30 protein-coding genes and 1 pseudogene are annotated in these 26606 nt (G+C 43.5%); 28 read left to right on the forward strand and 3 right to left on the reverse strand.

The window, feature by feature from the left end; all coding sequences use genetic code 11:
- The 15 genes and pseudogenes from ruvB to trxA all read left to right on the forward strand — a co-directional run bounded on the left by ruvB (position 1) and on the right by trxA (position 14948).
- Positions 1–1029, forward strand: a complete 1029-nt coding sequence (gene ruvB / locus LPKJCM_RS08515; protein ID WP_057961975.1) for a Holliday junction branch migration DNA helicase RuvB — start codon at positions 1–3, stop codon at positions 1027–1029.
- Positions 1030–1033: 4 nt separating this feature from the next.
- Positions 1034–2073, forward strand: a pseudogene (gene queA / locus LPKJCM_RS08520) (tRNA preQ1(34) S-adenosylmethionine ribosyltransferase-isomerase QueA).
- A 12-nt stretch (positions 2074–2085) separates the two neighbouring features.
- The gene (tgt, locus tag LPKJCM_RS08525) at positions 2086–3228 is read left to right on the forward strand and encodes a tRNA guanosine(34) transglycosylase Tgt (RefSeq protein ID WP_057961976.1); all 1143 of its coding nucleotides are present in this window, start codon (positions 2086–2088) and stop codon (positions 3226–3228) included.
- Positions 3229–3316: 88 nt separating this feature from the next.
- Positions 3317–3694, forward strand: a complete 378-nt coding sequence (yajC, locus tag LPKJCM_RS08530; protein WP_057962083.1) for a preprotein translocase subunit YajC — start codon at positions 3317–3319, stop codon at positions 3692–3694.
- Between the two features lie 91 nt (positions 3695–3785).
- The gene (gene dinB, locus LPKJCM_RS08535) at positions 3786–4874 is read left to right on the forward strand and encodes a DNA polymerase IV (RefSeq protein ID WP_057961977.1); all 1089 of its coding nucleotides are present in this window, start codon (positions 3786–3788) and stop codon (positions 4872–4874) included.
- A gap of 81 nt (positions 4875–4955) precedes the next feature.
- Positions 4956–5903, forward strand: coding sequence for a DHH family phosphoesterase (locus tag LPKJCM_RS08540; protein WP_057961978.1), 948 nt, complete (start codon positions 4956–4958; stop codon positions 5901–5903).
- Between the two features lie 8 nt (positions 5904–5911).
- Positions 5912–7270 (forward strand): DEAD/DEAH box helicase, encoded by a 1359-nt coding sequence (locus LPKJCM_RS08545; protein WP_057961979.1) that lies wholly within the window; start codon positions 5912–5914, stop codon positions 7268–7270.
- A gap of 268 nt (positions 7271–7538) precedes the next feature.
- Positions 7539–10181: an alanine--tRNA ligase gene (alaS, locus tag LPKJCM_RS08550; RefSeq protein WP_057961980.1), complete on the forward strand. Its 2643-nt coding sequence runs from the start codon at positions 7539–7541 to the stop codon at positions 10179–10181.
- 108 nt (positions 10182–10289) lie between these two features.
- Positions 10290–10571: an IreB family regulatory phosphoprotein gene (locus LPKJCM_RS08555; RefSeq protein WP_020280419.1), complete on the forward strand. Its 282-nt coding sequence runs from the start codon at positions 10290–10292 to the stop codon at positions 10569–10571.
- On the forward strand, positions 10568–11002 hold the full coding sequence (ruvX, locus tag LPKJCM_RS08560) for a Holliday junction resolvase RuvX (protein ID WP_057961981.1): 435 nt from the start codon (positions 10568–10570) through the stop codon (positions 11000–11002). The genes LPKJCM_RS08555 and ruvX overlap by 4 nt, the downstream gene beginning before the upstream one ends.
- 14 nt (positions 11003–11016) lie before the next feature.
- Positions 11017–11343 (forward strand): DUF1292 domain-containing protein, encoded by a 327-nt coding sequence (locus LPKJCM_RS08565; protein ID WP_057961982.1) that lies wholly within the window; start codon positions 11017–11019, stop codon positions 11341–11343.
- Positions 11344–11432: 89 nt separating this feature from the next.
- Positions 11433–11675, forward strand: a complete 243-nt coding sequence (locus LPKJCM_RS08570) for a cell division protein ZapA (RefSeq protein WP_057961983.1) — start codon at positions 11433–11435, stop codon at positions 11673–11675.
- Positions 11676–12194, forward strand: coding sequence for a CvpA family protein (locus tag LPKJCM_RS08575; RefSeq protein WP_057961984.1), 519 nt, complete (start codon positions 11676–11678; stop codon positions 12192–12194).
- On the forward strand, positions 12191–14557 hold the full coding sequence (locus tag LPKJCM_RS08580) for an endonuclease MutS2 (protein ID WP_057961985.1): 2367 nt from the start codon (positions 12191–12193) through the stop codon (positions 14555–14557). The genes LPKJCM_RS08575 and LPKJCM_RS08580 overlap by 4 nt, the downstream gene beginning before the upstream one ends.
- A 79-nt stretch (positions 14558–14636) precedes the next feature.
- Complete coding sequence (trxA, locus tag LPKJCM_RS08585; RefSeq protein WP_057961986.1) at positions 14637–14948, forward strand: thioredoxin; 312 nt, start codon at positions 14637–14639, stop codon at positions 14946–14948.
- A 95-nt stretch (positions 14949–15043) separates the two neighbouring features.
- Here trxA and LPKJCM_RS08590 read toward each other — a convergent pair whose 3' ends face one another.
- Positions 15044–15562 carry a DUF2507 domain-containing protein gene (locus LPKJCM_RS08590; RefSeq protein ID WP_057961987.1) on the reverse strand — a complete coding sequence of 173 codons (519 nt, stop codon included), beginning with the start codon at positions 15560–15562 and terminating at the stop codon, positions 15044–15046.
- An 88-nt stretch (positions 15563–15650) separates the two neighbouring features.
- Between LPKJCM_RS08590 and murI the strand changes: the two genes are divergently transcribed.
- The 4 genes from murI to cbpB are packed head-to-tail and all read left to right on the forward strand — an operon-like array spanning position 15651 to position 18171.
- Positions 15651–16490 carry a glutamate racemase gene (gene murI, locus LPKJCM_RS08595; protein ID WP_225364164.1) on the forward strand — a complete coding sequence of 280 codons (840 nt, stop codon included), beginning with the start codon at positions 15651–15653 and terminating at the stop codon, positions 16488–16490.
- Between the two features lie 14 nt (positions 16491–16504).
- Entirely contained in the window at positions 16505–17104 is a 600-nt protein-coding gene (locus tag LPKJCM_RS08600; protein ID WP_057961988.1) for an XTP/dITP diphosphatase, read from the forward strand.
- Positions 17101–17616, forward strand: a complete 516-nt coding sequence (locus LPKJCM_RS08605) for a metallophosphoesterase (protein WP_057961989.1) — start codon at positions 17101–17103, stop codon at positions 17614–17616. Before LPKJCM_RS08600 ends, LPKJCM_RS08605 begins: the two co-directional genes overlap by 4 nt.
- Before the next feature lie 21 nt (positions 17617–17637).
- The gene (gene cbpB / locus LPKJCM_RS08610) at positions 17638–18171 is read left to right on the forward strand and encodes a cyclic-di-AMP-binding protein CbpB (protein ID WP_057961990.1); all 534 of its coding nucleotides are present in this window, start codon (positions 17638–17640) and stop codon (positions 18169–18171) included.
- 128 nt (positions 18172–18299) lie between these two features.
- Here cbpB and LPKJCM_RS08615 read toward each other — a convergent pair whose 3' ends face one another.
- Entirely contained in the window at positions 18300–19181 is an 882-nt protein-coding gene (locus LPKJCM_RS08615) for a mechanosensitive ion channel family protein (protein ID WP_057961991.1), read from the reverse strand.
- A 136-nt stretch (positions 19182–19317) separates the two neighbouring features.
- Here LPKJCM_RS08615 and LPKJCM_RS08620 point away from each other — a divergent pair, with 136 nt between their 5' ends.
- Both LPKJCM_RS08620 and LPKJCM_RS08625 read left to right on the forward strand, forming a co-directional pair.
- The gene (locus tag LPKJCM_RS08620; protein ID WP_057961992.1) at positions 19318–19734 is read left to right on the forward strand and encodes a DUF948 domain-containing protein; all 417 of its coding nucleotides are present in this window, start codon (positions 19318–19320) and stop codon (positions 19732–19734) included.
- 21 nt (positions 19735–19755) lie between these two features.
- Positions 19756–20214, forward strand: coding sequence for a hypothetical protein (locus tag LPKJCM_RS08625; RefSeq protein WP_087069605.1), 459 nt, complete (start codon positions 19756–19758; stop codon positions 20212–20214).
- Between the two features lie 88 nt (positions 20215–20302).
- On the opposite strand, the gene LPKJCM_RS08630 is transcribed toward LPKJCM_RS08625, so the two are convergent.
- Entirely contained in the window at positions 20303–21403 is a 1101-nt protein-coding gene (locus tag LPKJCM_RS08630) for a M24 family metallopeptidase (protein ID WP_057961994.1), read from the reverse strand.
- Positions 21404–21620: 217 nt separating this feature from the next.
- Between LPKJCM_RS08630 and ccpA the strand changes: the two genes are divergently transcribed.
- The 7 genes from ccpA (at position 21621) to LPKJCM_RS08665 (ending at position 26522) form a co-directional block, all read left to right on the forward strand.
- Positions 21621–22622, forward strand: a complete 1002-nt coding sequence (gene ccpA / locus LPKJCM_RS08635) for a catabolite control protein A (protein ID WP_057961995.1) — start codon at positions 21621–21623, stop codon at positions 22620–22622.
- A gap of 174 nt (positions 22623–22796) precedes the next feature.
- Complete coding sequence (locus LPKJCM_RS08640) at positions 22797–23528, forward strand: YebC/PmpR family DNA-binding transcriptional regulator (RefSeq protein ID WP_057961996.1); 732 nt, start codon at positions 22797–22799, stop codon at positions 23526–23528.
- A gap of 110 nt (positions 23529–23638) precedes the next feature.
- On the forward strand, positions 23639–24610 hold the full coding sequence (gene comGA / locus LPKJCM_RS08645; RefSeq protein ID WP_057961997.1) for a competence type IV pilus ATPase ComGA: 972 nt from the start codon (positions 23639–23641) through the stop codon (positions 24608–24610).
- Complete coding sequence (locus LPKJCM_RS08650; RefSeq protein ID WP_057961998.1) at positions 24540–25601, forward strand: type II secretion system F family protein; 1062 nt, start codon at positions 24540–24542, stop codon at positions 25599–25601. The genes comGA and LPKJCM_RS08650 overlap by 71 nt, the downstream gene beginning before the upstream one ends.
- Before the next feature lies 1 nt (position 25602).
- The gene (gene comGC / locus LPKJCM_RS08655; protein ID WP_057961999.1) at positions 25603–25917 is read left to right on the forward strand and encodes a competence type IV pilus major pilin ComGC; all 315 of its coding nucleotides are present in this window, start codon (positions 25603–25605) and stop codon (positions 25915–25917) included.
- The gene (locus LPKJCM_RS08660) at positions 25901–26356 is read left to right on the forward strand and encodes a hypothetical protein (RefSeq protein ID WP_057962000.1); all 456 of its coding nucleotides are present in this window, start codon (positions 25901–25903) and stop codon (positions 26354–26356) included. Before comGC ends, LPKJCM_RS08660 begins: the two co-directional genes overlap by 17 nt.
- Positions 26337–26522, forward strand: coding sequence for a hypothetical protein (locus tag LPKJCM_RS08665; protein WP_057962001.1), 186 nt, complete (start codon positions 26337–26339; stop codon positions 26520–26522). Before LPKJCM_RS08660 ends, LPKJCM_RS08665 begins: the two co-directional genes overlap by 20 nt.
- Positions 26523–26606 lie beyond the last annotated feature (84 nt).

Consider the following 26606-nt stretch of genomic DNA (forward strand, 5'->3'; position numbering starts at 1 on the left):
TTGGCCAATGAAAAAGATGATCGACTGGTTTCACCAGAAAGTGTTGATACCGATGAGAACAGCATTGAAAAATCGCTTCGTCCCCGAGTTTTAAATGAGTATATTGGACAAGATGACGTTAAAAACGAGTTAAGGGTCTATATCAAGGCCGCTAAGCAGCGTGAGGAGTCATTAGATCATGTGTTGCTTTATGGGCCTCCTGGACTTGGAAAAACGACTTTAGCGATGGTGATTGCCAACGAGATGGGAGTCAACATTCGGACAACCAGTGGTCCCGCGATTGATAAGCCAGGGGATCTATTGTCCCTCCTCAACGAACTTCAGCCCGGTGATGTGCTGTTCATCGATGAAATTCACCGACTGCCCAAAGTGGTTGAAGAAATGCTTTATTCGGCCATGGAAGACTTTTTTGTCGATATTATTGTCGGGCAGGGTTCAGGTGCCCACCCAATTCATTTTCCATTGCCGCCATTCACCTTGATTGGGGCAACGACCCAAGCAGGGATGCTGTCGGCACCGTTGCGTGATCGGTTTGGGATTGTTGAGCACATGAATTATTACAAGACTTCGGATTTGGAAGATATTGTCCGCCGAACCGCGGATATCTTTCAAATTGACATTGAAAACGATGGTGCTCATGAGATTGCGTTACGGTCACGTGGAACACCCCGAGTGGCCAATCGATTATTAAAACGGGTACGGGATTTCGCTCAGGTATCTGATAAAGACCAAGTTGATTTGGCAATTGTCAGGTATGCCCTGGCCAAGTTAAAAGTCGATGATTTAGGGTTGGATGCCACTGATCTCAAACTCTTGACGACGATGATCAAATACTACGATGGCGGCCCGGTTGGCTTAAATACCCTAGCCGCCAATATCGGTGAAGAAACCGATACGATTGCTGAAATGTATGAGCCCTATTTGCTTCAGATCGGCTTAATCAAGCGGACAGCCAGGGGAAGAATCGTAACCCCCAAAGGATACGCGCATTTGAGTTACCCAATGCCACATCAGGACGAAAGGAATTAAAATCTTGAAAACAAATTATACCCTTGAAGATTTTGACTATGATCTGCCACATGAACTCATTGCCCAAACACCCATTAAAGATCGTGATGAATCACGATTGTTAGTGCTGGATAAAAAGACAGGTGAAATGCAGGACCGCCACTTTTACAACATCATTGATTATCTCAATCCCGGGGATGCTCTGGTGATGAACGATTCAAAGGTCATGCCTGCTCGAATCTACGGTGTCAAAGAAGACACCGGCGGCCACATGGAAGTATTGCTGTTGCATAACATTGAGGGCGACCGTTGGGAAACTTTAATGAAGCCCGCTAAGAAAGCCAAGGTTGGAACGGTGATTAATTTTGGTGACGGCCAGCTCAAAGCGGTCGTGACCAAGGAATTGGATCATGGTGGTCGGGAAATTGAATTTAAATACGACGGGATTTTCATTGAAATCCTGGAACGGCTTGGTGAAACGCCATTGCCGCCGTATATTAAAGAAAAGTTAGATGATCCCAATCGCTATCAGACCGTCTATGCCAGAGAAATGGGCTCGGCGGCTGCACCAACGGCTGGTTTGCACTGGACGAAAGATTTGCTCAAAAAAGTCGAAGATAAGGGCGTTCACTTAGTTTATTTAACGCTACACGTCGGTCTTGGAACCTTCCGACCGGTTGATGAAGAAAATATTGAAGATCACAAAATGCATAGCGAATTTTACGTTTGTCAGATGAAGCAGCCGACACGCTGAACGCTGTTCGGGATAATGGCGGCAAAATTGTAGCCACCGGAACGACTTCAATTCGAACATTGGAAACGGTTGGAACCAAGTTTGGCGGCGATATTCGCCCCGATTCTGGATGGACGGATATTTTTATCAAACCGGGTTACCAATGGCAAGTAGTCGATTCGTTTATCACCAATTTCCATTTACCCAAATCTACTTTGGTCATGTTGGTGGCATCATTTACCGGACGTGATAATATCTTGAACGCTTACCAGCATGCGATTGAAGAAAAATATCGCTTCTTTAGCTTCGGCGACGCAATGTACATTCACTAGGAGGACTATTATATGCAACCAGCGATAACTTATCGCTTGATTAAAAAGGAGAAGCACACCGGTGCGCGTTTGGGTGAAATCACCACGCCTCACGGTACTTTCAAGACACCGATGTTTATGCCTGTCGGAACTCAAGCAACCGTTAAAACCCTTGCCCCGGAAGAATTGGACCAAATGGGCTCGACAATAATCCTAGCGAACACCTATCACCTGTGGTTAAGGCCTGGTGAAGACATTGTTGAAGAAGCGGGCGGACTCCACAAGTTTATGAACTGGCACAAGGGAATTTTGACCGATTCCGGTGGCTTTCAAGTGTTTTCGCTGGCTAAGAACCGTGATATTACTGAAGAAGGTGTGACCTTCAAAAATGAAATTAACGGTTCAAAGATGTTCTTGTCCCCTGAAAAGGCGATTCAGATTGAAAATGATTTGGGACCGGATATTATGATGAGTCTTGATGAATGTCCACCATTTTTTGAGTCTTATGACTATGTCAAAAAATCTGTTGAGCGGACCAGCCGCTGGGCAGAACGTGGCTTGAAAGCTCACCGAAATGCCGACTGGCAGGGACTGTTTGGGATTGTCCAAGGGGCCGGGTTTGAAGACCTTAGAAAGCAATCCGCAAAAGATTTGGTCAGCCTAGACTTTCCTGGATACTCGATCGGCGGGCTGTCAGTGGGTGAATCGAAGCAAGAAATGAACCGGATTTTGGAAGCCACTAGTCCACTTCTGCCAGAGAATAAGCCGCGCTATTTGATGGGTGTCGGGGCGACTGATTCACTGATTGATGGCGTGATTCGCGGGATTGATATGTTTGATTGTGTTTTGCCAACGCGAATTGCTCGTAACGGAACGGTCATGACTTCGCATGGCAGATTGGTTGTTAAGAACGCTAAGTATGCGCGCGATTTTACGCCACTGGATGATCAGTGTGGTTGTTACACTTGTCGAAACTATACCCGAGCCTACATTCGTCATTTGATGAAGACTGACGAATCTTTCGGGATGCGCTTGTGCAGTTACCACAATCTGTATTATTTAATTCACTTAATGAAACGAGTTCAGCAGGCAATCATCGACGACAATTTATTGGATCTGCGGGCAGAGGTGTTTGAACAGTACGGCTATAATAAACCCAACCCCAAAAACTTTTAGGTATAGACTATTAGAGGCTTATTTGGTAAAGTATTACTATGGAAAGTGTGGGTGAAAAAATTTGAATCAATCTTATTACTCAATTTTAATGATTGTTGTTTTGTTTGCGGTGATGTACTTCTTGATGATCCGTCCCCAAAAAAAGCAACAACAAAAGCGTCGGGAACAACTTTCAAAGATCAAGGTTGGCGACCAAGTCATTACAATTGGTCGGCTACATGGTGTCGTTGACGAAATCAACGAAGCTGAAAAGACCGTGACTTTGGATTGTGACGGCATTTACTTGGTATTTGACTTGAGTGCAATTGCCTCAGTTAAACAGCCTGCTGTTGCTGCACCTGCAGCAAACAACGATGCAAATGCAACTGCAAATGATGATCACAAAGATGACGCTGTTTCAAAGAGCGACCAGGATGCCACTGCGGATTCTGATGCGAAAGAGGAAACAAAGTCAGAAGACAAATAGTTTGATCAAATCGGTTGGGAAGTTGACTATCATGAATCCCGACCATTTTTTTACCTGGTAAAGAACATACGTTTGATTAAGGGCGATCTTGATGAAATCATCAATTAGAAGCATCATTCATGTGGATATGGACGCTTTTTATGCGTCGATTGAAGAACGTAAGGACCCTAGTCTGAAGAAAAAGCCGTTGATTGTCGCAAGGGATCCACGCCAAACCGGCGGCAGAGGTGTGGTTTCGACGGCCAACTACAAAGCCCGCAAGTTTGGTGTGCATTCGGCAATGAGTGCTATGAAGGCGTTTGAACTTTGTCCGCAGGCTGTTTTTCGATTTTCTGGCTTTGATCTCTACCGTTCAGTTTCCAATCAAATTCATGATATCTTTCATGAGTACACGGAAGTGATTGAATACGTTGCTTTGGATGAAGCATACCTGGATGTTACTCATAACAAAAAGCACTTGTCTGATCCGATTCAAATTGCCCGGATGATTCAAAATGAAATTTGGGATACCACTCACTTAACCTGTTCAGTGGGGGTGTCGTACAATAAGTTTCTTGCCAAAGAAGCGTCTGATTACGCCAAACCAGTTGGGATTACCGTTATTGCGCAGCGGGATGCTCTGGAATTTTTGGGCCGACTACCGATTGAAAAATTTCGCGGTGTCGGTAAAAAGACTGTTCCCAAGATGCGTGAGTTAGCCATCAATAATGGCCAGGATCTCATTTCGTGGTCACAAATGGATTTGATCAAACACTTTGGTAAATTCGGTTATGTGTTGTACCAGCGCGCCCGAGCGATTGACGAGCGGCCAGTGGAATATCAACGGGTTCGTAAATCGATTGGCAAGGAGCGGACGTTTGGACCGGCGATTGACACCCAAAGTGAAGTCGATGATGAACTTCAGCGAATTGCCGGCATGGTGGTTAAGGCAATGGATGACAAAAAGAAGCATGGCAAAACGTTGGTTCTTAAGATTCGTTACGCTGACTTCTCAACGTTTACCAAGCGAGTGACCATGGATAATTATCTGAAGAACAGTTCTGAAGAATACTTTGCGCTGGCCAACGATTTATTGGTCGATATGCCGGACATTGCAAAGGGGGTTCGCCTGTTGGGGATCACCATTACTAACTTGGATGATTTAACCTATGAGAATATTGTTCTTCATTTGTTTGATTGATTCATTATATCCGGCGGTTTATATTATGCACAAAGTAATGTATACTGAAGTGTTCAACAATAAAGTTATGGAGCAAATAAAATGTCAATACAAGATCAAATATTGCGCGAAATTAAAAAATTTAAAACCATTATTATTCATCGTCACAAACGTCCAGACCCTGATGCCATTGGATCACAAATGGGCCTGGCTCAACTCATTAAAGGATCGTTTCCCGATAAAACAGTTCTGTGTGCCGGTAAGCAATATGATAGTTTTGCCTGGTTAGGAACAGCCGATGAAATTTCCGATGAACAATATAAAGACGCTTTGGTCATCGTTGTTGATACCGCCAACCAGCCACGGGTCGATGACGAACGTTATACCACAGGTAAAGAACTAATCAAGATCGATCATCACCCAAACGACGATCAGTTTGGCGACCTGTTGTGGGTTGAGCCAGAATCTTCAAGCACGTCTGAGCTCATTTATGATTTTTATGATGCCAATCGGGAACAGTTAACCCTGCCTGACGAAGGTGCCAGGCTGTTGTACGCTGGAATCGTTGGTGATACCGGAAGATTTATGTATCCATCTACCTCACCACGTACTTTGGCCGTCGCATCGAAATTAGCGGAATACGATTTTTCAACTAGTGAAGTCAACAAAATAGAAGACGAGATTGACATCCCACTTGCTCGGCTATCTGCTTATGTCTATGAGAATCTGAATATTCTTGATAGCGGAGCTGCCTACTTGGTTTTATCCAACAAAGTGCTAGAACCATTTAAGCTGGGAGATGAAAGCACCTCTGCGGTCGTGCCGTTACCCGGCAAGATTAAGCAAGTGGTTGCCTGGGCAATTTTTGTCGAACAAAAAGATGGGACGTTCCGAATTCGTCTACGATCCAAGGGGCCGGAAATTAATGAACTTGCCAAGCAATACGGCGGTGGCGGTCATCCACTTGCTAGCGGGGCCGTTGTCGAAGACGAAGCCCATATCAAAGAATTTGTGAGCGATCTGAATCATTGGGTCGCCAAAAACAAGTAGGAGATTATATGAGTAATTTTTCAGAATTTAATTTAAAGCCATTTTTGTTGGATGCCGTTAAGGAGCTGAACTTTAGTCACCCCACACCCGTCCAGGAAAAGGTCATGCCTGTTATCATGCAGGGAAGAGATGTTGTGGGGCAATCCGCTACTGGTAGCGGGAAGACCCATGCTTTTCTGTTACCGATTTTTAACCAGCTTGATCCCAGTAAAGACGAGGTCCAAGCGGTGATTACGACACCCAGCCGAGAGTTAGCCTATCAGATCATCGATGCTGCCAAGCAGTTGGCTAAGCACGCGGGCGAACCGATTTCAATTGGTGCCTACATTGGTGGAACGGATAAGGCTCGTCAAGAAAAGAAGATTCAGCATGAACAACCGCAACTGGTTGTCGGCACCCCTGGTCGAATTTGGGACCTCATTTCAAACGGTGGCTTGGATGTTCATACTGCCCAATTAGTGATTGACGAGGCGGATATGACCCTGGATATGGGATTCTTGGACGTCGTTGACAATATCGCCGCCAGTTTTGGGAAACACGTTCAAATGATGGTCTTCTCTGCAACCATCCCCCAAAAGATTAACATCTTTTTAAAAAAATACATGGTGAATCCCTTCATCGAAGAGATCCCAGTGTCAACCATCATCAGCCCAACAATCGATAATTGGCTGATTTCAACTAAAGGCCAGGATAAAAATCAACTTATTTATAAATTGTTGACGATTGGGGAACCTTATTTGGTTTTGATTTTTGCCAACACCCGCAAACGAGTGGAAGAATTGACCGACTATTTGAAGGGCCAGGGGCTCAAAGTTGCAATGATTCACGGTGGTCTTAAGCCTCGTGAGCGTAAACAAGTGATGAAACGGGTTAAGAACCTTGAATTTCAATTCGTTGTCGCAACTGATTTAGCTGCACGGGGCATTGATATCGAGGGGGTATCGGATGTCATCAACGATGATATTCCCACCGAAGATCTCGAGTTTTTCATTCACCGCGTTGGCCGAACTGGTCGAAACGGCATGTCAGGAACTTCAATCACGTTATATTCACCTGATGAAGAAAAAGCAGTCGAAGAGCTTGAGAACATGGGAATTCATTTCAAACCCAAGGCACTGAAAAATGGTGAAATTGTTGATTCCTATGACCGTAATCGGCGAAAGACCCACCGAAAGAAGCATGACAAGCTGGATCCAACGATGATCGGAATGATCAAGAAGAAAAAGAAAAAGATCAAGCCTGGTTACAAACGGCGAATTAAAAACACGATTGCGAGAAAAGACGAGATGGATCGTCGAGTCGCTAAACGTGAAGAAGCCCGAGCTAAGCGTAAACAACGTAAGAATAGTTCTTCAAGGTATCAATAGGTCTGTATTGACACCATATTCACAAAAAAGTATACTTTGAGATGTGTTAAGAATATGCCGCATAAGGATCTGTTTCAGAGACGTTTTGGCTGGTGGGAAAAACGACGGAAATTACGCGGTGCTCTCTTAAAAGTTAAATGATCAAACGCAACTCTACGTTATAGAGATTAAGTGGTTAACGATAAACATCGTTGCAATCAGAGTGGTACCGCGTCAATGGGCGTCTCTGCGAGCAACGGTGTTTTAATTTTGTCGAAGGAGAAAAAACATGAAACAGTTAAGTAGTGGTCAGATTAGACAAATGTACCTCGATTTCTTCCAGGAAAAGGGCCATACCATTGAACCAAGCGCCTCATTGATTCCAGTGGACGATCCAACCTTGCTGTGGATCAATTCCGGTGTTGCCACCATGAAAAAGTATTTTGACGGGTCGGTAGTCCCAAAAAACCCACGGATGACCAGTTCTCAAAAGAGTATTCGAACCAACGATATTGAAAACGTCGGCAAAACCCCGCGCCATCACACCTTATTTGAAATGTTGGGAAACTTTTCGGTTGGTGACTATTTCAAAAAGGAAGCCATTACCTGGGCCTATGAACTGTTAACCTCACCCAAGTGGTTTGGCTGGGATCCTGAAAAGCTCTATATGACGGTCTATCCAAAGGATAAAGATGCCAAGATGTATTGGGAAAAAGTAGGTGTCGCACCCGATCATATCATTGAAATCGAAGATAACTTTTGGGATATCGGCCAGGGACCATCCGGCCCTGACTCAGAGATCTTCTATGATCGCGGAAAGGACTTTGACAATTTAGCCCCCGACGACCCGGAAAACTACCCAGGCGGTGAAAACGACCGTTGGCTTGAAGTATGGAACATCGTGTTCTCACAGTTTAACCACACGCCACAAGATACTTACGAACCACTGCCACGAAAAAACATTGATACTGGAATGGGGCTCGAACGGGTTGTTTCAATTTTCCAACATGCTCGAACCAACTTTGAGACCGACCTCTTTTTACCAATGATTCACAAAACTGAGGAGCTAAGTGACAATAAAAAATATGACACCAACAAGAAGGACAATGAAGCCTTCAGAATTATTGCTGATCACGCCCGGGCAATTACGGTTGCGATTGGTGACGGGGCACTCCCTTCAAACGTTGGCCGTGGTTATGTGATTCGCCGATTAATTAGACGCGCAATTGTTAATGGTCAGCGGCTTGGAATTAACGAAGCATTCCTGTACAAGTTAGTCCCAGTCGTCGGCGAAACTCTGGAATCTTATTATCCGGACGTTCTTAAGCAAAAAGATTATATTGCTAAGGTTGTCCGCTCTGAGGAAGACCGGTTTAATGAAACCTTGGCTGATGGTTTGAAACTGTTCAATCAAGTTGTGAAAGACGCCAAGGAAAATAATCAGACGATTATTGATGGTCCAACTGCTTTTAAACTTTACGATACTTACGGTTTCCCTGTTGAACTAACCGAAGAAGAAGCCAATGATGCCGGTTTATCAGTTGACAAACCAGGCTTTGAAGCAGAGATGGAAAAACAAAAGGATCGTGCTCGAAAAGCCCGCAGCGGAGCCAAATCAATGGGCGTTCAACGAGACCTTTTAATTGAAATCAAGGACCCAAGTGAATACGTTGGCTATGACACCTTGGATGTGGATCATGCGAAGCTTTTGGAAATCGTTGAAAATGAAAAATTGGTTGATAATTCTAAGGGTGGATCCGTTGAAGTTATTTTTGACAAGACACCGTTCTATGCCGAAATGGGCGGCCAGGTTGCTGATCGGGGGGTTGTCCTTGATGAAGAGGGGGACAAAGTTGCGGATGTCGTCGATGTCCATCACGCACCGAACGGCCAGAATCTTCACACGCTGAAAACCCAAGAGCCACTTGAGAAAGGCAAAACTTATCATCTGATTGTGGACAAATTGTTCCACAGCCGCGTTGAGAAGAACCACACTGCGACTCATTTACTTGACCAATCTCTGCGAAACGTTTTAGGTGGTCACACGCAACAGGCAGGGTCACTAGTTGAACCAAACTATCTGCGATTTGACTTCAACCACTTTGGTCAGGTAACTGATGAAGATCTACAGAAGGTTGAAGATATGGTTAACCGCCAAATCTTCAATGAAATCGACGTGAACACCGTTGTGACCGATCCTAAGACTGGTAAGAAGATGGGTGCCATCGCCTTATTTAGTGAAAAATACGGTGATAAAGTTCGAGTTGTCAGCATTGGTGATTTCTCAGTTGAATTTTGTGGCGGAACTCACGTGACAAATACGCGTGACATTGGGCTATTTAAGATTGTCTCGGAATCCGGCGTCGGTGCTGGTGTTCGTCGAATCGAAGCGGTGACGGCCAAGGATGCGTTCAAATTGTTGAACGACCATGAAAAAGAACTCAAACAAATTGCCAGCGACTTGAAAGTAACTCAAATTAAAGATACGCCCAAACGAGTTGGGCAACTTTTAAGTGAAATTAAGGATCTGACCCAAAAACAGCAATCACTTGAAGCCAAACTAGCTGGTCAACAAGCTCAAAATGTTTTTGCCGACAAGAAAGCTGCTGGCAAATATTCCATTATTACTGGTATCATCAAAGATGCCGGGATGGATCAACTTCGTCAATTGGCTGATACATGGCGCTCTAAGCAATTGTCAGATGTTTTGGTTCTTGGGACTGGTAGCGGCGACAAAGCGAATTTGATTGTCGCAGTGAGCGATGAACAGATTAAAGCTGGAATCAAGGCTGGGGATCTCATCAAATCGATCGCCGGCAATATTAAAGGTGGCGGTGGCGGCCGGCCAAATATGGCTCAGGCCGGTGGAAAAGACCCCGCAGGCCTGGATAAAGCGATGAATGCGGCGGTCGAGTGGTTATCAAATAAATAATTATTACGTCACGGTTACATGTCGGTTACATTGGCTTACTTGATTGTAGTTTCACTTATAATCAGTTAAAATTAATACAAATGACCTTAAGTCATAGAGGTGAATCGTATGAGTTCGTTAGATAAAACCATGTTTTTTAATTTTAATGAAGACCAGCCAAAAGACGTCCGTGAAACACTGTTGACTGTGTATGCAGCACTGGAAGAAAAGGGTTATAATCCGTATAATCAGATTGTTGGCTACTTGATTTCTGGCGATCCAGCATACATTCCACGTAACCTTGATGCGCGAAATCTTATCCGCCGGCATGAACGTGATGAAATAATCGAAGAATTAGTTCGTTTCTATTTGGATAATCATCCAACTGAGACGAAAAAAGGTGAAAAATGAGATTAATGGGCTTAGATGTTGGTTCAAAGACCGTCGGGGTTGCTGTTAGTGACCAGTTGGGATGGACCTCACAAGGGGTTGAAATAATTCGAATTGATGAGGAAAACAAAGAATTCGGTTTGGATCGGGTTTCTGAATTAGTTGAAAAGTACCAAGTTGATGGGTTTGTCGTTGGCCTCCCCAAAAACATGAACAATTCTTTAGGCCCGCGGGCGGAAGCCTCACAACAGTATGGCAAACGACTTGAGGAAAAGTTCAACTTTCCAGTTGATTTTGAAGATGAGCGATTAACGACTGTTGAAGCTCAGCGGATGTTAACTGAAGAAGCAGATGTATCCAGGGCTAAGCGAAAAAAAGTTATCGATAAATTAGCCGCTGGCTTGATACTTCAGAATTATTTGGACCGCAATGGTAAATTAACTAAAATATAGCGAGGTAAACAATTATGGCAGACCAAGAACCAGTACAACAACAGATTACATTAGTCGACGAAAACGGCGATGAAACTTTATACGACGTGTTATTCACCTTCAAGTCCGAGGACTTTGATCGTTCATATATTCTCATTTATCCAGATAGTAAGGGTGAAGATGAAGAAGTTGAAATCCAAGCCTATGCACTGCCAAAGGGTGACGATCCAAGTGACCCACAGGGTGGCGAACTTCAAGCAATTGAAACGGATAAAGAATGGGATATGATCGAATCAGTTTTGAACACGTTCTTGGGTAAAGATGGCGATGATCAGGATGATGACAGCGACGACAATCAATAATTGAAAATCGTCATTATTGCGAAAGGATTGAGGCGGAGCATTGTTGAGTCTCAGTCCTTTTTAATTGAAAGAATTTAGGATGTGATGTAATGTCTACCAACGAAAAACGTCGTTTTAAAGCGACCATTGACGGCAAAGATTACGTGCTTGTTGGCAAAGGATCAGTGGATCATATGCAGGCAGTGTCTGATTTATTAAATGAGCAACTCAAGCAGCTTCATGAAGCGATGCCAAATGCATCCGACGAGCAGCGGGCAATTTTAATTGCCTTTAATGCGATCTCCAAACAATTTGATGTTGAAGAAAGTGCTCACAATAAAGAGGTTCATTAAATGGTTTTGACGATTGGAATCATTGTGATTTTGATATTTGGCTTTTTCCGCGGCCTTCATCGAGGGTTCGTGAATGAGATTTTAAGTCTAATTGGTTTTTTGGCAGCAACGATCGTCAGTATTGCTTTCACCAGCCCAATTGCTGACTTTATTAATCATGCCATTTTTCAAAACGGTGGCAATCAAAGTGCTCAAATGATTATCAAATGGTTCATCTTTGCGATGCTGTTTGGATTTGTTTGGCGAATGGTTCATTTGTTAGGCGATCTGCTGTCGCCAATCACTCGACTGCCTTTACTGCATCAATTAAATGCTTTATTAGGCGGTGCTTCTGATCTGCTCATCAAGTATTTATTTATCTTTATTTTGCTGAACTTTTTAGTGATGTTTCCTGACCAGAGCATTCAAGAGCAGTATCAGCAATCTGTTATTTCCCAGTGGATTGTGAAAAAAACACCGATTCTCTCAGATAAAATGATTCAGATTTGGAATCAACATTCTAGTGAGGTTAATCTATGAACGAAAAAGTTTTAGAAACATTAGAGTATGGAAAAATCAAAGAACAGGTGGCTAAATATTTAACCACTGACCGTGGTCGACAAATTGTCGATTTATTGACCCCAAGCCCTTCATTTGAAACAGTCAGCCAACGACTGGCCCAAACAGCTGATGGGGCAGATATTGTCCGCTTAAAGGGAGAAATTCCAATTCCCAAACTTGCAGACATTTCAGCTTATATGAAACGTTTACGGATTCAAAACGCATCGCTAAGTGGGACCGAGCTGTCCCATATCACCAAGTTATTGCGGGCTGTGCAGGTGGTTACTGATTTTTTCCGGGACCTGGCAGCTGAAGAAGTGGCTCTAAAATCGGTTCCCGCAATTGTTGATCGGCTCACATTAATGCCTGAGGTGACCAAGCGGATGGTTACCTCAGTTGATGAAGATGGCCGGATCCTGGATGGTGCCTCTTCTGAACTGCGGTCGATTCGTCGGACAATCGTTGCCACTCAAAGCAACATCCGTTCGAAAATGGGCAAATTTATCAAGGGGTCGGATGCCAAGTATCTCTCAGAGCCAATTATTACAGTCCGCGACGGTCGCTTTGTCCTTCCAATCAAGGCGGAGTATAAGCAACGATTTGGTGGCATTATTCACGACCAAAGTGCTTCTGGTCAAACACTATACGTTGAACCCAATAACGTGGTTGAAATGAATAATCAATTACGTCGGGATCAGCTCTCTGAACGAGCAGAGGTCCGGCGAATTTTGGCCGAGTTAACTGATCTGATTCGGCCACATCGAGATGAATTGCTGGCTAACATGGATTTGGTCGGGCAACTGGACTTTGTCAATGCCAAAGCAAAGTTGGCCCATGCGACCGGTAGTGTGATGCCAAAAGTGTCACCTAAAAATGTGATCAATCTCAGAAAAGCCCGCCACCCACTGATCCCCAGAGATCAAGTTGTCGAAAACGATATTGAGATTGGCGATCAGTACAACACAATCATTGTCACTGGACCGAATACCGGTGGTAAAACAATTACCATTAAGACGGTCGGTCTTCTACAATTAATGGGGCAGTCCGGCTTATTTATCACCGCAAACGAAGATTCTCAAATAGGCGTGTTTGACAACGTCTTTGCTGATATCGGTGATGAGCAGTCGATTGAAGCTAATCTGAGTACTTTTTCGTCACATATGGACAATATTATCAGTATCTTGAAGCAAACAAGTCAACACAGTTTGGTCCTGTTGGATGAACTTGGTGCCGGAACCGATCCCAAAGAAGGGGCGGCACTGGCAATGGCAATTATTGATGCGTTTCATCGAATTGGCGGTGAGTTGATTGCCACCACCCATTATCCTGAATTAAAGGCGTTTGCTTACAATCGGCCTGGGATCATCAACGCATCGATGGAATTTGACGTTGATACACTCCAGCCGACTTATCGATTCTTACTGGGAATTCCCGGTCAAAGTAATGCGTTGAATATCGCCAGCAAACTTGGGATGCCAAAGGCCATTATTGACCAAGCACGCTCGTTTACCGACTCAGAGAACCAGGATATTAATAACATGATTGAAGAGCTGACAGCGCAAACTAAGCGGGCTCACGACGAGGCTGATGATTTGGATGCACAGCTGACCGAATCAACCCGTCTTCAGCATGACCTTCAAGATAAGTTCACCAAGTATGAAAATCAGAAGGAACGACTTGTCGAGCAGGCCAAGGAGCAGGCTAATCAAGTGGTCGAAGAGGCCAAGAAGAAGGCCGATCAGATCATTGATGAGCTGCACAAAAAGCAGGCCCAAGTCGGTCAAGTTGCTGTGAAAGAAAATGAACTGATTGATGCCAAAGGGGCGCTTAATAAATTGGAATCCGCTCCTAGTCTGACAAAGAATAAGGTTCTAAGAAAAGAAAAGGCCAAGCACGATTTTCGTGCCGGCGACGATGTCTTGGTAAAGTCTTACGGGCAACAAGGCACGTTGTTTAGGAAGGATAAAAACCACACTTGGGACGTCCAAATTGGCATTTTAAAGATGCAGATTGAAGAAGCTGATTTGGAGAAGGCCACCCCAGTCAAACAAGACAAGAATCAGTATCAAACGCATGTTTCCCGAACCAGGTCGACTGGAATGTCACCAACCTTGGATCTTCGTGGTCACCGCTATGAAGAGGCGATGACCGAAGTTGATCGATATATTGATTCGGCATTACTTGCGGGATACCCTTCAGTGACGATTATTCATGGAAAGGGAACGGGAGCCCTTAGAAAGGGAGTTACCGAATATTTGAAACGTAATCCCCGGGTTAAAAGTTTTGGCTACTCGGCGCCCAATGCTGGTGGTGACGGGTCAACGGTTGTAAAATTAAAATAAAATTGATTGTGTGCAATCTGTTTGCTTTTTGCTAAAAAATTGTTAGTATTAAACTATAAAAGGATTGGAGTGTTTTGATATGCTTAAAGAAACCACAGATCAAACTTTTGAAAAAGACACTGCACAAGGGGTTACCTTAACCGACGTTTGGGCAACTTGGTGCGGCCCTTGCCGGATGCAGACGCCTGTCATCGAAGAGCTGGCAGAAGAAATGAATAATGTAAAGTTCACCAAAATGGATGCTGACAAGAATCCGGAGACTTTATCAAAATTCGGCATTATGAGTATCCCGACTTTACTGGTTAAAAAAGACGGTAAAGTAGTTGATACCATCGTTGGATATCATCCAAAAGCCCAAGTCAAAAAAGTGCTCGATCAATATGCCGGCTAGTTTTAAGAGCTATCTGGCTCCTAGAGCGTCCCGACAGTAAGAAAGCCCGCGACAAAACCTGGTTGGTTTTGCGTGGGCTTTTTGATTATTGTCAGTTATTCCTGAGGCTTGGTGTTATCCTCGGAGTCTGGCTGAATCATTTCAAATATGGCTGAAGCTTCCTGGCCATCAGTCGGCTTGTCGGGGCTCAGATAAGTGCTCAGGAGTACAAATCCTTTATTGGTATTCGTCTTTTCCAGCTCAGCTTCTGCCTGCTGATTAAGAATATATTGACAGCTTTGAGCGATGAATCCAGATTCAAGATAGAAGTCTGGATCGTCGAAGGCGTCGAGGCGCTGGGCAACAATTTTGCCACTGAGCTGCCAGCTGATTTGGTTGCCAGACCGTTTGAGCAGTTTCAGATCACCAAATTTGAACTGTTTGAAAAAGGTTTCCAAATCTTCATAGGTTGCCAGACGATGGTTTCTCGCCAAATGTTTGCCCGCCCAATAGGAAATTTCATGGGCATCTTTGCCTAGAATTTCAGGGATCAGTGAATCGCGAATTAATTCCTGTCCCAGTAAGCTTCTCATTGTATCGTCAGTCATAAAATGCTTGTATACTTCGTTATCCATTTTTTAATCTCCACCAATGCAAAATGTAATAAATAAATTATACAATAAAATCATTAATCTTGTTTTGTAAGTTGAAGTAAAGATTCTTTTGCAAGATAATAATATTATTGAGACAAAGGAAGAAGGAATTCTGTTGGATAATCGGCCGATTGGCGTCATGGACTCGGGGGTCGGCGGGCTTACCGTCTTAAAGGAAATCACTAAAATCCTCCCGAATGAATCGTACATCTTTATTGGCGATCAGGCCAATTTACCGTACGGGCAAAAGCGTTCTGAAACCGTTAGAAAATTAACTAAGAGAATTGCAGACTATATGGTCGAACAAAATGTTAAAATGTTTGTCATTGCCTGTAACACGGCAACGGCGGCGGCATACGAGTATTTAAAAGCAATATTACCAATTCCGGTTATCGGCGTGATCGAACCGGGATCCCAAATGGCTGCCAAGGCTTCCAAATCCGGCCAGATTGGCGTAATTGCGACTAATGGCACTGTTCGCTCTGGGGATTATGAGCGATTGATTAAGCGAGCAAACCAAGCCGTGGTTGTCTCCTCATTGGGATGTCCGGAGTTTGTTACCATGGTTGAAGAGGGGCTTGCCGGAACTGTTGAAGCTCAGGTCGCAGTTAACAACCGATTAGCCTGGTTTATGGATAAACCGATTGACACTTTGGTAATGGGCTGCACACATTTTCCAATTTTGGAAAAAGAAATTCAGAACGTGATGGGTGACTCAGTCACTTTAATTGATCCAGGCGTGGCGACTGCGCGGCAGGTTAGGGACAATTTATCAGTCCACGACACCTTTGCTGTTGATCATCAAACAGGGAGTAGGCAGTTTTACACAACTGGCAACCCTGATGATTTTGCTAAAGTTGCTGACAAGCTGCTTGGGACACCGATTACTGCCGTGAAGTTAGATATTTAAAGGAGTTTGATAACGTGAAAAGACCCAACTCAATCGTGATTGCCTCTCAAAATGCCCATAAAATTATTGAGTTTGAAGATGCTTTCAAACAGACAGGCATCACTATTAAATCACTGAAGCATTTTGAAAATGTCCCGACGATTGCCGAGACTGGCACGACCTTTGAAGAAAATGCCACCTTAAAGGCCACTGGCATCATGAACTTTACCCATCAAGCTGTGATTGCAGATGATTCAGGTTTGGTGGTCAAGCCACTTAATGGTCAACCGGGTGTTCACTCGGCACGATACGCCGGAGATCACGACGATGATGCCAACAATGATAAACTCTTGAAAGAAATGCAAAACAAACGTGATCGGACGGCTTATTTTGAATCCGTGCTGGTTTATTTAACCCCGGAAGGCGACAGGGTGGTTGCCAACGGTCGAATTAACGGTGAGATTTTACGTGAGCGTCAGGGCGATAATGATTTTGGCTATGACCCACTGTTCTATGTCCCTAGTCAGCAACGAACCCTGGCCGAGATGACGCCTCATGATAAAAATCTGATCAGTCATCGAGGCAATGCCATTCGTAATCTGTTAAGTCAATTATTGGAGTTGTGGGATTCATGAAAATTGTCGTCGTCAGTGATAGTCATGGAGATCGAGGGATTATCCAAGAATTGGTCAGCAAATATGCCGGTAAAGTGGCCGGTATTTTCCACTGTGGTGATTCGGAATTGCCATTGGATGATCCATTAGTCTCTCAGCTGCAGATTGTCCGAGGAAACATGGATTTCGCGGAATTTCCTGAACAGGTGGTTCAAGAAGTTAACGGCAAACGGATTCTCTTAACGCATGGGCATCATCAAAATGTCAATGGCGGATTGCTCAATTTGGAGCTATATGCCAGAAGCTTGTCAGCAGATATTGTCCTCTTTGGGCATACCCATCAATTAGGGGCTACTTTTGACGATCAGATGCTGTTTGTCAACCCTGGAAGCATTGCGGATCCTCGTGGTCAGTACGCCAGCCTTGGTGGTACCTATGCCATTATCAGTATGGATCAAAAATATTACACCGTTCAATATTGCAACCGTCAATTTGAACCGGTGGCGAATTTGGAACTTCGTTTTCCGTTCTAGCAAAAAGGAGTTTATGATGATATGATCGATAAACCAATTGAGACCGTGATGCGTGAGAGTCACCGGGATATCTTAATTCCAGCTGATGTGGTCGCAACGGTCAATCAAGATAACGATCTCCAGCACGTGTTCATGGTTTTGACGAAAGTTAAATATGCAAAAATTCCCGTGTTAGATAACGATAACCATTTTATGGGGCTGGTTTCTCTGCCAATGATTACTGAACTTATGATGCAAGATACCGGAATCAATAGTCGGCCGCTTGACGCAATCAAAGTGAAGCAAATTATGCAAAAAGATGTTCCAACGATTTATGAACGGGATAATTTGGAAGCCATTTTGCGGTACTTAGTTGATGAGAACTTTCTGGTGTACGTTTATTCTGAAAATCACTTTAAAGGAATCATTACTCGTCGAGAGCTCTTTAAAGAAATCAATTATTTGGCCCATAATTTTAATCAACACTACATTGCTTTGCCGGTATACAATCACAAATCCAAAAGTGAAACTAAGCATGCCAAGGTTCAAGGATCCAAGGGCATGATTAATCGATAATCCATTTGGTGTCCATGGTTGATGGTGATAGACTTCATTTAAGTGATAAAAACGAGATTACTGACAAAATTGAACGTTTGCCAGTAATCTCGTTTTTTATCTGATAATTTGGTAATTTCATTTAATCATCAATTGACTTGCCCATTAATCATTGTCGGACTGGCTGGCAGCTCAATACCGGCCTCGTTAATGGCGGCTAGATAAAATGCGAGGAAGTTATGGGCAACCTCGTACTGGCTCCCATTTTTCGTGGTGATATTAACCTGAACAACTAATTTTCCGTTAGGGAGGCTGATAGTTCCCAAAATTTTCGGTTGACCGATAATATCTGGATAGTGAGGGATTTGTTCTTCATTGACCTGACGGATGATTTCAGTGACTTTATCAACCGGCGTCTGCGGGAAAATACCGACTTGAATCATTGCCGTCATATTGTTTCGAGACATGTTGGCGATGGTGGTAATGGTTCGATTGGGGATGAAGTTCAACGTGCCGTCATCGCCGACAACCTGTGTGGTACGCAGGCCGACTGCTGTGACAGTCCCTCTAATCGTGCCGATCTGGACGTATTCGCCAACTTCGATTTCTTTTTCCAAAAGGATGAAAAAGCCGCTGACAATGTCAGTCACAAATCCTTGGGCACCAAGGCCAATTGCCAAACTGAAGATTCCGGCCGAGGCAACCAACGTGCCCACCGGTACCCCAACCGTTGAGAGAATCGAATAAATCCAAAAGAACCACAGACAGTAGTTCAGAATGTTCAATGTCAAGGTGTGAAAGGTCTTGATACGTTTTTCTGCCACGGTATTTTGGTATTTCCGGCGATAGCGCTTGAAAAAATGATTAATGAGGCCTTTACCAATCCTTCTAAAGATTAGAAACAGCAGACTGAATAAAATTAGCAGTCCGATTTTTTCCAGGATCGTCATGGCTAACTGATCCCAGTTCACCATGTTGAAATATTTTTGCCAATTAAGCGCTAATGCTGTGAATTTTAAGGTAGTTATCATTGGGATTCCTCACTTTGTTTATATTATCATCTTAGCAAATTGGTTCTGTAAAAGAAACCATTCTTCGTTCATTTTCATTGTCAAACCATTGCTGGAATGCTATTCTTAAGTAAATGTTGCACAAGGAGGAAGATTCATGACTGCTGGACAAATAGCTGGCCTTATCGCCGCAATTGCATTTTTGCTTTTAGTCATCTTCATTGGCTTGTTCTTAATGAAGGTAAGCAGAACCATTTCTGAAGTGAACCAGACAATTAAGACAATGACCAGTAATGTGGACGTCATTGCCAAACAAACGGATAATATTATGGCAACATCCAACGATTTGCTGAAGGATGTTGATGACAAATTGAACATTGTCACACCGGTCTTTCAAGCCGCCGCTGATTTGGGTGAGAGCGTCTCAAGTTTGAACACCGCAACTCAAAATCTCACCAAACGGGTCAAAGACACTGGTAAAAAGGGTGTTTCAGCCGGACTTGCCGGTAAATTTGGCAAGAGCGCCTGGAATATGTACCGCAATCGACACAGTTCAAAAGAGACAACTAAGTAGACACATGAAGGGATGATTATCATGGGGAAAAAATTAGCATTCGGATTATTTGCTGGTGCGTTAGGCGCTGGCCTGTATGCAGCCTACCAAAAATTGGATGAGGCAAAAAAGACGCAACTTAAACGGAACGCTCGTCAAAAGGCTGATGAGTTGAGAGATCGGGCGGTTGATTACGCATTTTACGCCCATGATGCCGTCAGCGATTTAAAAGATGTGATTCATGATGAAATGCAAAACACGAAAGGCACCATCAACGATGCCAAGTCCCAATTTGCCGACAAAGCAAAATCATTTGGTACCGACCAAACGGCCGACCCAGATGATGCTGATGACAACCAAGATGACATTGTTGTTGACGCCAAAGACGCCTTCCAAGATACTGGAATTCCCAAAGCTGCCGATGATTTGGATTCACAACCCGAAAAAGACAATGGTGAGATTCCAATTACTGATGACAGCGATCACAATAATAACCAATAAAAAACAACCTCAAAGCGGGTTATCAAAATTGCTAAGCGAACTGTTAGCTATTGAGATAGTGCTAATTGAGGTTGTTTTTTGCTGTTAATTATTGTTCAATATACCTTAATTCTTTGGTTGTGTGCGTGAATGGTTCACAACCATCTTCTGTAATGTGGACACAATCTTCAATTCTGACACCAGCAACGTTTGGAATGTAGATGCCGGGTTCAATGGAGAAGCACATCCCTGGTTGAAGTTCCATTTTGTTGCCAGCCATAATTGATGGGAATTCGTGCTCGCTCATTCCCATGCCGTGACCTAAACGATGAATGAAATATTCCCCATAACCTGCTTTAGTGATGACATCTCGAGCAATTTTATCAAGTTCTTCTGCCGTTACGCCAGGTTTGGCAGCTTCTTGAGCGGTCAGCTGGGCTTCTAGACAAACTTGATAGATATCCATTGATTTTTCGTCCGGTTTGCCAACGGCGATTGTTCTCGAGGCGTCACTGATGTAGCCATCCCAGACGGTTCCAAGGTCAAATAGAACCAGCTGGTTATTTTGGACCTGGTTTTCGCTGGTTGCACCGTGCGGTTCGGCGGCGTGGGCGCCAGCCTGAACAAGGGAAGGGAAACTGAGTTCCATGATGCCGTTCTTCATTAGCGCATATTGGAGATCGGCCGCAATTTGGTCTTCCGTCTTACCAACTTGGACGGCCTCAAAGCCGGTTTGCAATGCAAAGTCGTCCCATTTACCGGCAATCTTTAGCTTTTCAATTTCGTCCGTAGATTTAATTAGACGCATTTGTTCGATCAATGGGGTCAGATTGGCTGAGAAATCAGCATTAGGAAAGACTTGCTGCAGTGCTTCCAGTCGTTGTACCTGTAGTTGGGACTTTTCAACAGCGAAATGACGGTCGTCGACGTTTCTGGCATGAACCTGATCGGCAATCATCACCCAAGGATCTTCGTGGTCAAGGTAGCCGTAGACCGGCGATGAAAAACCGGTGTCCTTAATAGCTTCAGATTCTAGTGCTGGGCCAAAGATGAACGGTTCTTGATCCTTAAACACTGCCATCAATAAGACTCTTTCAACCGGATCACTATAAAACCCAGTTAGGTATTGAATGGTTTTGGGGTCGGTAATGAGTCCGATGTCTTGGCCGTTATCAGTCAGCCAGCGCTGAATTTGTTCTATCTTGTTCATGTGATCACTCCTTAGTTATTTATCCACAGTATAGCATACAGAAATTCTTTCAATTATTGCCGGATTGTTCCGTTTTCACTTGAATTTTCAACGAGCTTAGTTTATGATTTAATTGAAAACGTTTTCAATTTGCTGAAAACCTTTTTATTTGGTATATTAGATGATGTTTTGAAAATCGATGAAAACATATTCTAACGAGAAAGAAAGGGCTATCTTTATGGATAAACAAACAATTACAATTTATGACGTTGCCAGAGAAGCAAGCGTGTCGATGGCAACCGTTTCTCGGGTAGTGAATGGAAATGCCAATGTAAAGCCGGCAACCCGCAAGAAAGTGTTGGACGTAATCGAAAAATTGGATTACCGGCCCAATGCCGTTGCCAGAGGATTAGCAAGTAAGAAGACAACGACCGTTGGTGTGATTGTGCCAGATGTGACCAACATGTACTTTGCTTCATTGGCTCGTGGAATTGATGACGTTGCGACGATGTACAAGTACAACATCATCCTGACAAACTCAGATTCCAATAACGAAAAAGAAGTGAAAGTATTAAATACCCTGCTTTCCAAACAGGTTGACGGCATTATTTTCATGGGTAACGAAATTGACGATAAACTCCGCGAAGAATTCAAACGGACCAAAACGCCAATTGTGTTTGCCGGATCTGTCGATGAGGAAAACCTCTATGCCAGGGTAAATATTGATTACGTTGCGGCTGTTCAAGTAGAAGTTAAAAATTTGATTGACCGTGGTAATCGCCGAGTTGCTTTTGTTTGCGGGCCATTGGAGCAGGCAATTAACGGTAAATTCCGTCTGAAAGGTTACAAACAGGCACTCAAGAGCGCGGGCATTCCTTATGACGAGAAACTGGTCTTCGAAACAGATGATACATACAAGACCGGAACCTTGCTTCAACCTGCACTGATGGCTGTTAACGCAACCGCTGCTATGGTGACCGACGATGAGTTGGCTGCCGGAATTATGAACGGGATGTCTGATGCCGACGTCAAAGTTCCCGATGATTTTGAAATTATCACCAGCAATGACACCAAGTTAACTGAAATGGTTCGGCCGAAGATGTCCTCAATTACTCAGCCATTATATGACATTGGGGCTGTTGCGATGCGTCTATTGACCAAGTTGATGCACAATGAACCGGTTGACGAAAAAAATGTGCTGCTTCCTTATGGCTTAATGAAGCGTGAATCAACCAAATAACAGTCATATCAAACCAAGATGAGTAGACCCAATGGATCGCTCATTTTGGTCTGCAAAGTTATTGGAAAGACACCACTTATTTGACCGCGCTTTCTTGAAAGAGCGGGGCGTATCTGGTAAAATATTGTCGTATGTTTGTAACTAGCTAATAAATTTTAGAAAAGAGGAGTTATTATGTCAGGACATTCAAAATGGCATAACATTCAAGGGCGTAAAAACGCTCAGGATGCTAAACGTGGAAAAATTTTCCAAAAAATATCACGTGACTTGTATCAAGCCGCTAAAAAAGGTGATCCTGATCCAGAAAACAATCCTCAATTACGTCTAGTGATGGAAAAAGCACGGGCTGCCAATATGCCAAAGGATAACGTTCAACGTGCTATCGATAAGGCTTCGGGTATTGGCGGAGCTAAGTTCGAAGAAATTACTTACGAGGGTTATGGTCCGGGTGGTACAGCCATCATGGTTTCAGCTTTGACTGATAATAAGAACCGAACTGCCGCCGCAATTCGTTCTGCATTCACTCATCATGGCGGAACCCTTGGAACAAGTGGATCAGTTTCATACATGTTTGATCGTAAAGGCTACATTGTGGTATTGCGCGATGGTCTTGACACCGACGAAGACACCATGTTGATGGACGCCCTTGACGCTGGTGCCGACGATATGAAGACCAGTGATGACGAATACGAAATTTTCACTGACCCCAAAGCAATGGATGATGTTCGTGACGCCTTGCAGGAAAAGGGCTATGACTTGGACACCGCCGAAGTTCGACTGTTCCCTGAGAACACGACTGAAGTACCAGAAGACAAGATTTCTCAGTATACCGGGTTAATTGACGAACTTGAAGAAAACGACGATGTTCAAGACGTCTATGAAGCTGCTACTTTACCACAAGAATAATTTAATATCATTTTTTGTCTCGATGGCCGATCATTTGATCGGTCATTTTTTTGTTTTAACAAATAAAAGTTGCCTCTCAATCCGTATCTATTAGTTGTGAGGTGAAAACAATGGAAATAAGTCAGCAAATCAACGGCCTTTTGACTGAGGCAATTAAGACCCAAGCTAGCGATATCTATTTTCTTCCTGAAGGTGACAACTATTTAATTAAAATTCGAAATTCCAAAGAGGTCATTGTTTGGGGAGACGTTGGCTATATGCAGGCAAGGCGGATGATGAATTATTGTAAGTACATCGCCGATATGGCACTAAGCGAGCAGCGACGGCCACAAATTGGCTCAATGGATTGGCATCTTGGGGATAATCAGTATTTTTTGAGATTATCATCGGTTGGAAATTTTACAGGGTTGGAATCACTGGTTATTCGAATTATTTACCAGCTTAATGATGTTTCGACCACCTTCTTTGACGAAAGGCAAGTTCAATTCATTTCTGAGATCAGCCGTAAGCGGGGCTTGATTGTCTTTTCAGGTCCGACCGGTTCCGGCAAGACAACAACGATTTATAACCTGGTCAATCAGACGGTATCCGACCAGTTTGTGATGACGATAGAAGACCCGATTGAAATCAGAGAACCCCACTTCTTACAATTACAGGTCAATCATGATGCCGGGATGGATTACTCAGATTTGATTAAAGTCGGCTTACGTCATCGACCGGACGTCTTTATTGTGGGTGAGATCCGTGACGCCATGACGGCAGAAGCGGCAATTAAAGCGGCTCTGAGTGGCCATTTGGTATATACAACCGTTCATGCTCAAGATCCAGTAGGGGTTATCGATCGGCTGAAACAACTGGGGATCAGCGATGAGTTTATTGCGCAGGCGTTGACAGGTGTTGCTTACCAGCGGTTGATTCCGACAGTCGATGGCAAGCAGCGGGCAATGCTGATTGGGCATGCTTATTCAGAATTAGCAGGTATGACTGCATATGATTGGAGTGAATGGCAGGATGGGCTCAAAACAGCCGTTAAAGCAAAATCCGTTACGCCGGAATCTGCTCAACAATACGAGTTTGGTTAAGAAATGGCCGGTGGTGATTCAGGCTGATTTCTTTGATTCTTTGGCAAATCTATTGTCGATTGGTTTTTCACTGACTGAAGCTTTGAAATTTATCGCTGACACTGACAAGCAATTAGCTCGGGGCGTCAATTCAATCATTGGCGCGTTAGAGTCTGGCCAGGAATTTTCGGAAAGTGTTCGCTTATTAATTGAAACCCAAGCGTACCATCAATTGTTAATTGCCGAAAAACACGGCCAGCTCAGCGAAATCTTAAATGAATTGGCCAACTTTGATCGCTTGCGACTTAAGCAACTCAAAAAGATTAAAGCGATGTTGGTTTATCCATTGTTTTTGTGTCTGATCCTGGGAACGCTCATTTTGATGATTCAACTCTATGTCCTGCCGCAGATTCAGGATTTAATGCCGACGTCTACACCTCAACAACCGCTTTCTTATTGGCAGTATGTGATTCGACTAATGCCAATTCCAATTGTCGTCGCGGCGATCGGTTGCATGGTTTACTGGCGTCGACAGGACGCGATTATTCGGGCCCAGATGATTGTGAAAGTGCCGTTTGTTGGTAAGTTGTTTCGAAAATACATTGCCTACTATTTGGCAAGCAATTTGGCGACCCTCTTAAAAAATGGGTTGAGTGTTAAAGAAATTTATGCGACCTTATCGGAATTTAAGGAAGGCTCACTGATTCATCTACTTGGGGAAAAGCTTCATGAGACTTTGCTAGCTGGCGGATCCATAAAGAAACTGGTTGACCGGCATAATTTTATTCCCAACGAGATTGTGAAGTTTATGAGCTCCGGTAACACCATACCAGAAATGGCCAATTCGATGACCGCTTATTCGCGGTTGATGTTTGATGAGATGATTTTGACAACTGACAAACTGATCGGGTTTATCCAACCAGCCATGTTTGTGGTGATTGGGATCACCATTGTCTCAACGTATTTTCAACTGTTGATTCCCATTTATAATTCAGTGAAAGGAATGTATTAAAATGAAAAAGCGCGTTAAAAAGATGAGAGAGGGATTTACTTTAATTGAAATGACCATAGTTCTCTTCATTATTTCACTGCTAATCCTAATCATTATTCCAAATTTATCCAATCAAAGAAAACATGCCCAGTCTGTTCATTCATCAGCAATGACCGAGGTTGTCCAAGCACAAATTGATGCTTATTTTAGTCAACATCCGAATGCTAAATCAGTCAGTTTTCCAGACTTGACGAAGGGTGGCTATTTAACTGCCAAACAAGTCAAACAAGCCAAAGATGAAGGTTTGAAGATTGCACACAATGAAGTCCAAAAATAGGCGTGGGTTTACCGTCGTTGAGCTGATTGTGTATTTAGGAGTGGTGATGGGCGTTATCATGATCAATTTGATGTTCATTAAGATGGTTCAAGCTGGAAATCCAAGTGAGGCAATGTTTTGGCGGTCCTTTCAAAGTGCTTGGACCCGGATGACGTTAAATGCAAAGGCCAATAACATTTCCTATCGGATTTCTATTCGGGATAAAGATGTCATTTTCTCACCGATGAATGTGAAAAGAATGCACTTTGATGAGGTCAACGTAGAACGAATTTCACTACCTGATTCGATTCACGTGAGATCACAACGAAATATGATTGCTTATGACGATGGGTTCGCATCACCAACTGAGATTATTTGGCTTGATTCGGATGGCAAAATAAAATACTATCAAAAAGTTCAGATGGGATGGAGTGGTTATCGTGTGGAAAGAAAAGAATAAAGCGGCTTTTACGGCAATCGATTCATTAATCGGACTGACAATTATCTGCACTTTTAGTTTGTTCTACATTCAGACAAGTCATCAAATGAATGAACAAATCACATCTGCAGAAAAAGTGATGATAACCGAGAGGCAAAAATATGAAGCAGAAATTGTCAGTGAGTAATACGCACGGTCGACCGGGATATTTATTGATCGAAGGCTTGGTTAGTCTGGTGATCGGCGTATTTGCCATTTGGACGATCATGAC

Source organism: Lentilactobacillus parakefiri, assembly GCF_002157585.1.
GTDB classification, from domain to species: Bacteria; Bacillota; Bacilli; order Lactobacillales; family Lactobacillaceae; genus Lentilactobacillus; species Lentilactobacillus parakefiri.

Coding starts and splice junctions, on each gene's coding strand:
- tgt (WP_057961976.1), top strand. CDS start 2,086: ATGCAACCAGCGATAACTTATCGCTTGATTAAAAAGGAGAAGCACACC.
- yajC (WP_057962083.1), top strand. CDS start 3,317: ATGATTGTTGTTTTGTTTGCGGTGATGTACTTCTTGATGATCCGTCCC.
- dinB (WP_057961977.1), top strand. CDS start 3,786: ATGAAATCATCAATTAGAAGCATCATTCATGTGGATATGGACGCTTTT.
- LPKJCM_RS08540 (WP_057961978.1), top strand. CDS start 4,956: ATGTCAATACAAGATCAAATATTGCGCGAAATTAAAAAATTTAAAACC.
- LPKJCM_RS08545 (WP_057961979.1), top strand. CDS start 5,912: ATGAGTAATTTTTCAGAATTTAATTTAAAGCCATTTTTGTTGGATGCC.
- alaS (WP_057961980.1), top strand. CDS start 7,539: ATGAAACAGTTAAGTAGTGGTCAGATTAGACAAATGTACCTCGATTTC.
- LPKJCM_RS08555 (WP_020280419.1), top strand. CDS start 10,290: ATGAGTTCGTTAGATAAAACCATGTTTTTTAATTTTAATGAAGACCAG.
- ruvX (WP_057961981.1), top strand. CDS start 10,568: ATGAGATTAATGGGCTTAGATGTTGGTTCAAAGACCGTCGGGGTTGCT.
- LPKJCM_RS08565 (WP_057961982.1), top strand. CDS start 11,017: ATGGCAGACCAAGAACCAGTACAACAACAGATTACATTAGTCGACGAA.
- LPKJCM_RS08570 (WP_057961983.1), top strand. CDS start 11,433: ATGTCTACCAACGAAAAACGTCGTTTTAAAGCGACCATTGACGGCAAA.
- LPKJCM_RS08575 (WP_057961984.1), top strand. CDS start 11,676: ATGGTTTTGACGATTGGAATCATTGTGATTTTGATATTTGGCTTTTTC.
- LPKJCM_RS08580 (WP_057961985.1), top strand. CDS start 12,191: ATGAACGAAAAAGTTTTAGAAACATTAGAGTATGGAAAAATCAAAGAA.
- trxA (WP_057961986.1), top strand. CDS start 14,637: ATGCTTAAAGAAACCACAGATCAAACTTTTGAAAAAGACACTGCACAA.
- LPKJCM_RS08590 (WP_057961987.1), bottom strand. CDS start 15,562: ATGGATAACGAAGTATACAAGCATTTTATGACTGACGATACAATGAGA.
- LPKJCM_RS08605 (WP_057961989.1), top strand. CDS start 17,101: ATGAAAATTGTCGTCGTCAGTGATAGTCATGGAGATCGAGGGATTATC.
- cbpB (WP_057961990.1), top strand. CDS start 17,638: ATGATCGATAAACCAATTGAGACCGTGATGCGTGAGAGTCACCGGGAT.
- LPKJCM_RS08615 (WP_057961991.1), bottom strand. CDS start 19,181: ATGATAACTACCTTAAAATTCACAGCATTAGCGCTTAATTGGCAAAAA.
- LPKJCM_RS08620 (WP_057961992.1), top strand. CDS start 19,318: ATGACTGCTGGACAAATAGCTGGCCTTATCGCCGCAATTGCATTTTTG.
- LPKJCM_RS08625 (WP_087069605.1), top strand. CDS start 19,756: ATGGGGAAAAAATTAGCATTCGGATTATTTGCTGGTGCGTTAGGCGCT.
- LPKJCM_RS08630 (WP_057961994.1), bottom strand. CDS start 21,403: ATGAACAAGATAGAACAAATTCAGCGCTGGCTGACTGATAACGGCCAA.
- ccpA (WP_057961995.1), top strand. CDS start 21,621: ATGGATAAACAAACAATTACAATTTATGACGTTGCCAGAGAAGCAAGC.
- LPKJCM_RS08640 (WP_057961996.1), top strand. CDS start 22,797: ATGTCAGGACATTCAAAATGGCATAACATTCAAGGGCGTAAAAACGCT.
- comGA (WP_057961997.1), top strand. CDS start 23,639: ATGGAAATAAGTCAGCAAATCAACGGCCTTTTGACTGAGGCAATTAAG.
- LPKJCM_RS08650 (WP_057961998.1), top strand. CDS start 24,540: ATGGGCTCAAAACAGCCGTTAAAGCAAAATCCGTTACGCCGGAATCTG.
- comGC (WP_057961999.1), top strand. CDS start 25,603: ATGAAAAAGCGCGTTAAAAAGATGAGAGAGGGATTTACTTTAATTGAA.
- LPKJCM_RS08660 (WP_057962000.1), top strand. CDS start 25,901: ATGAAGTCCAAAAATAGGCGTGGGTTTACCGTCGTTGAGCTGATTGTG.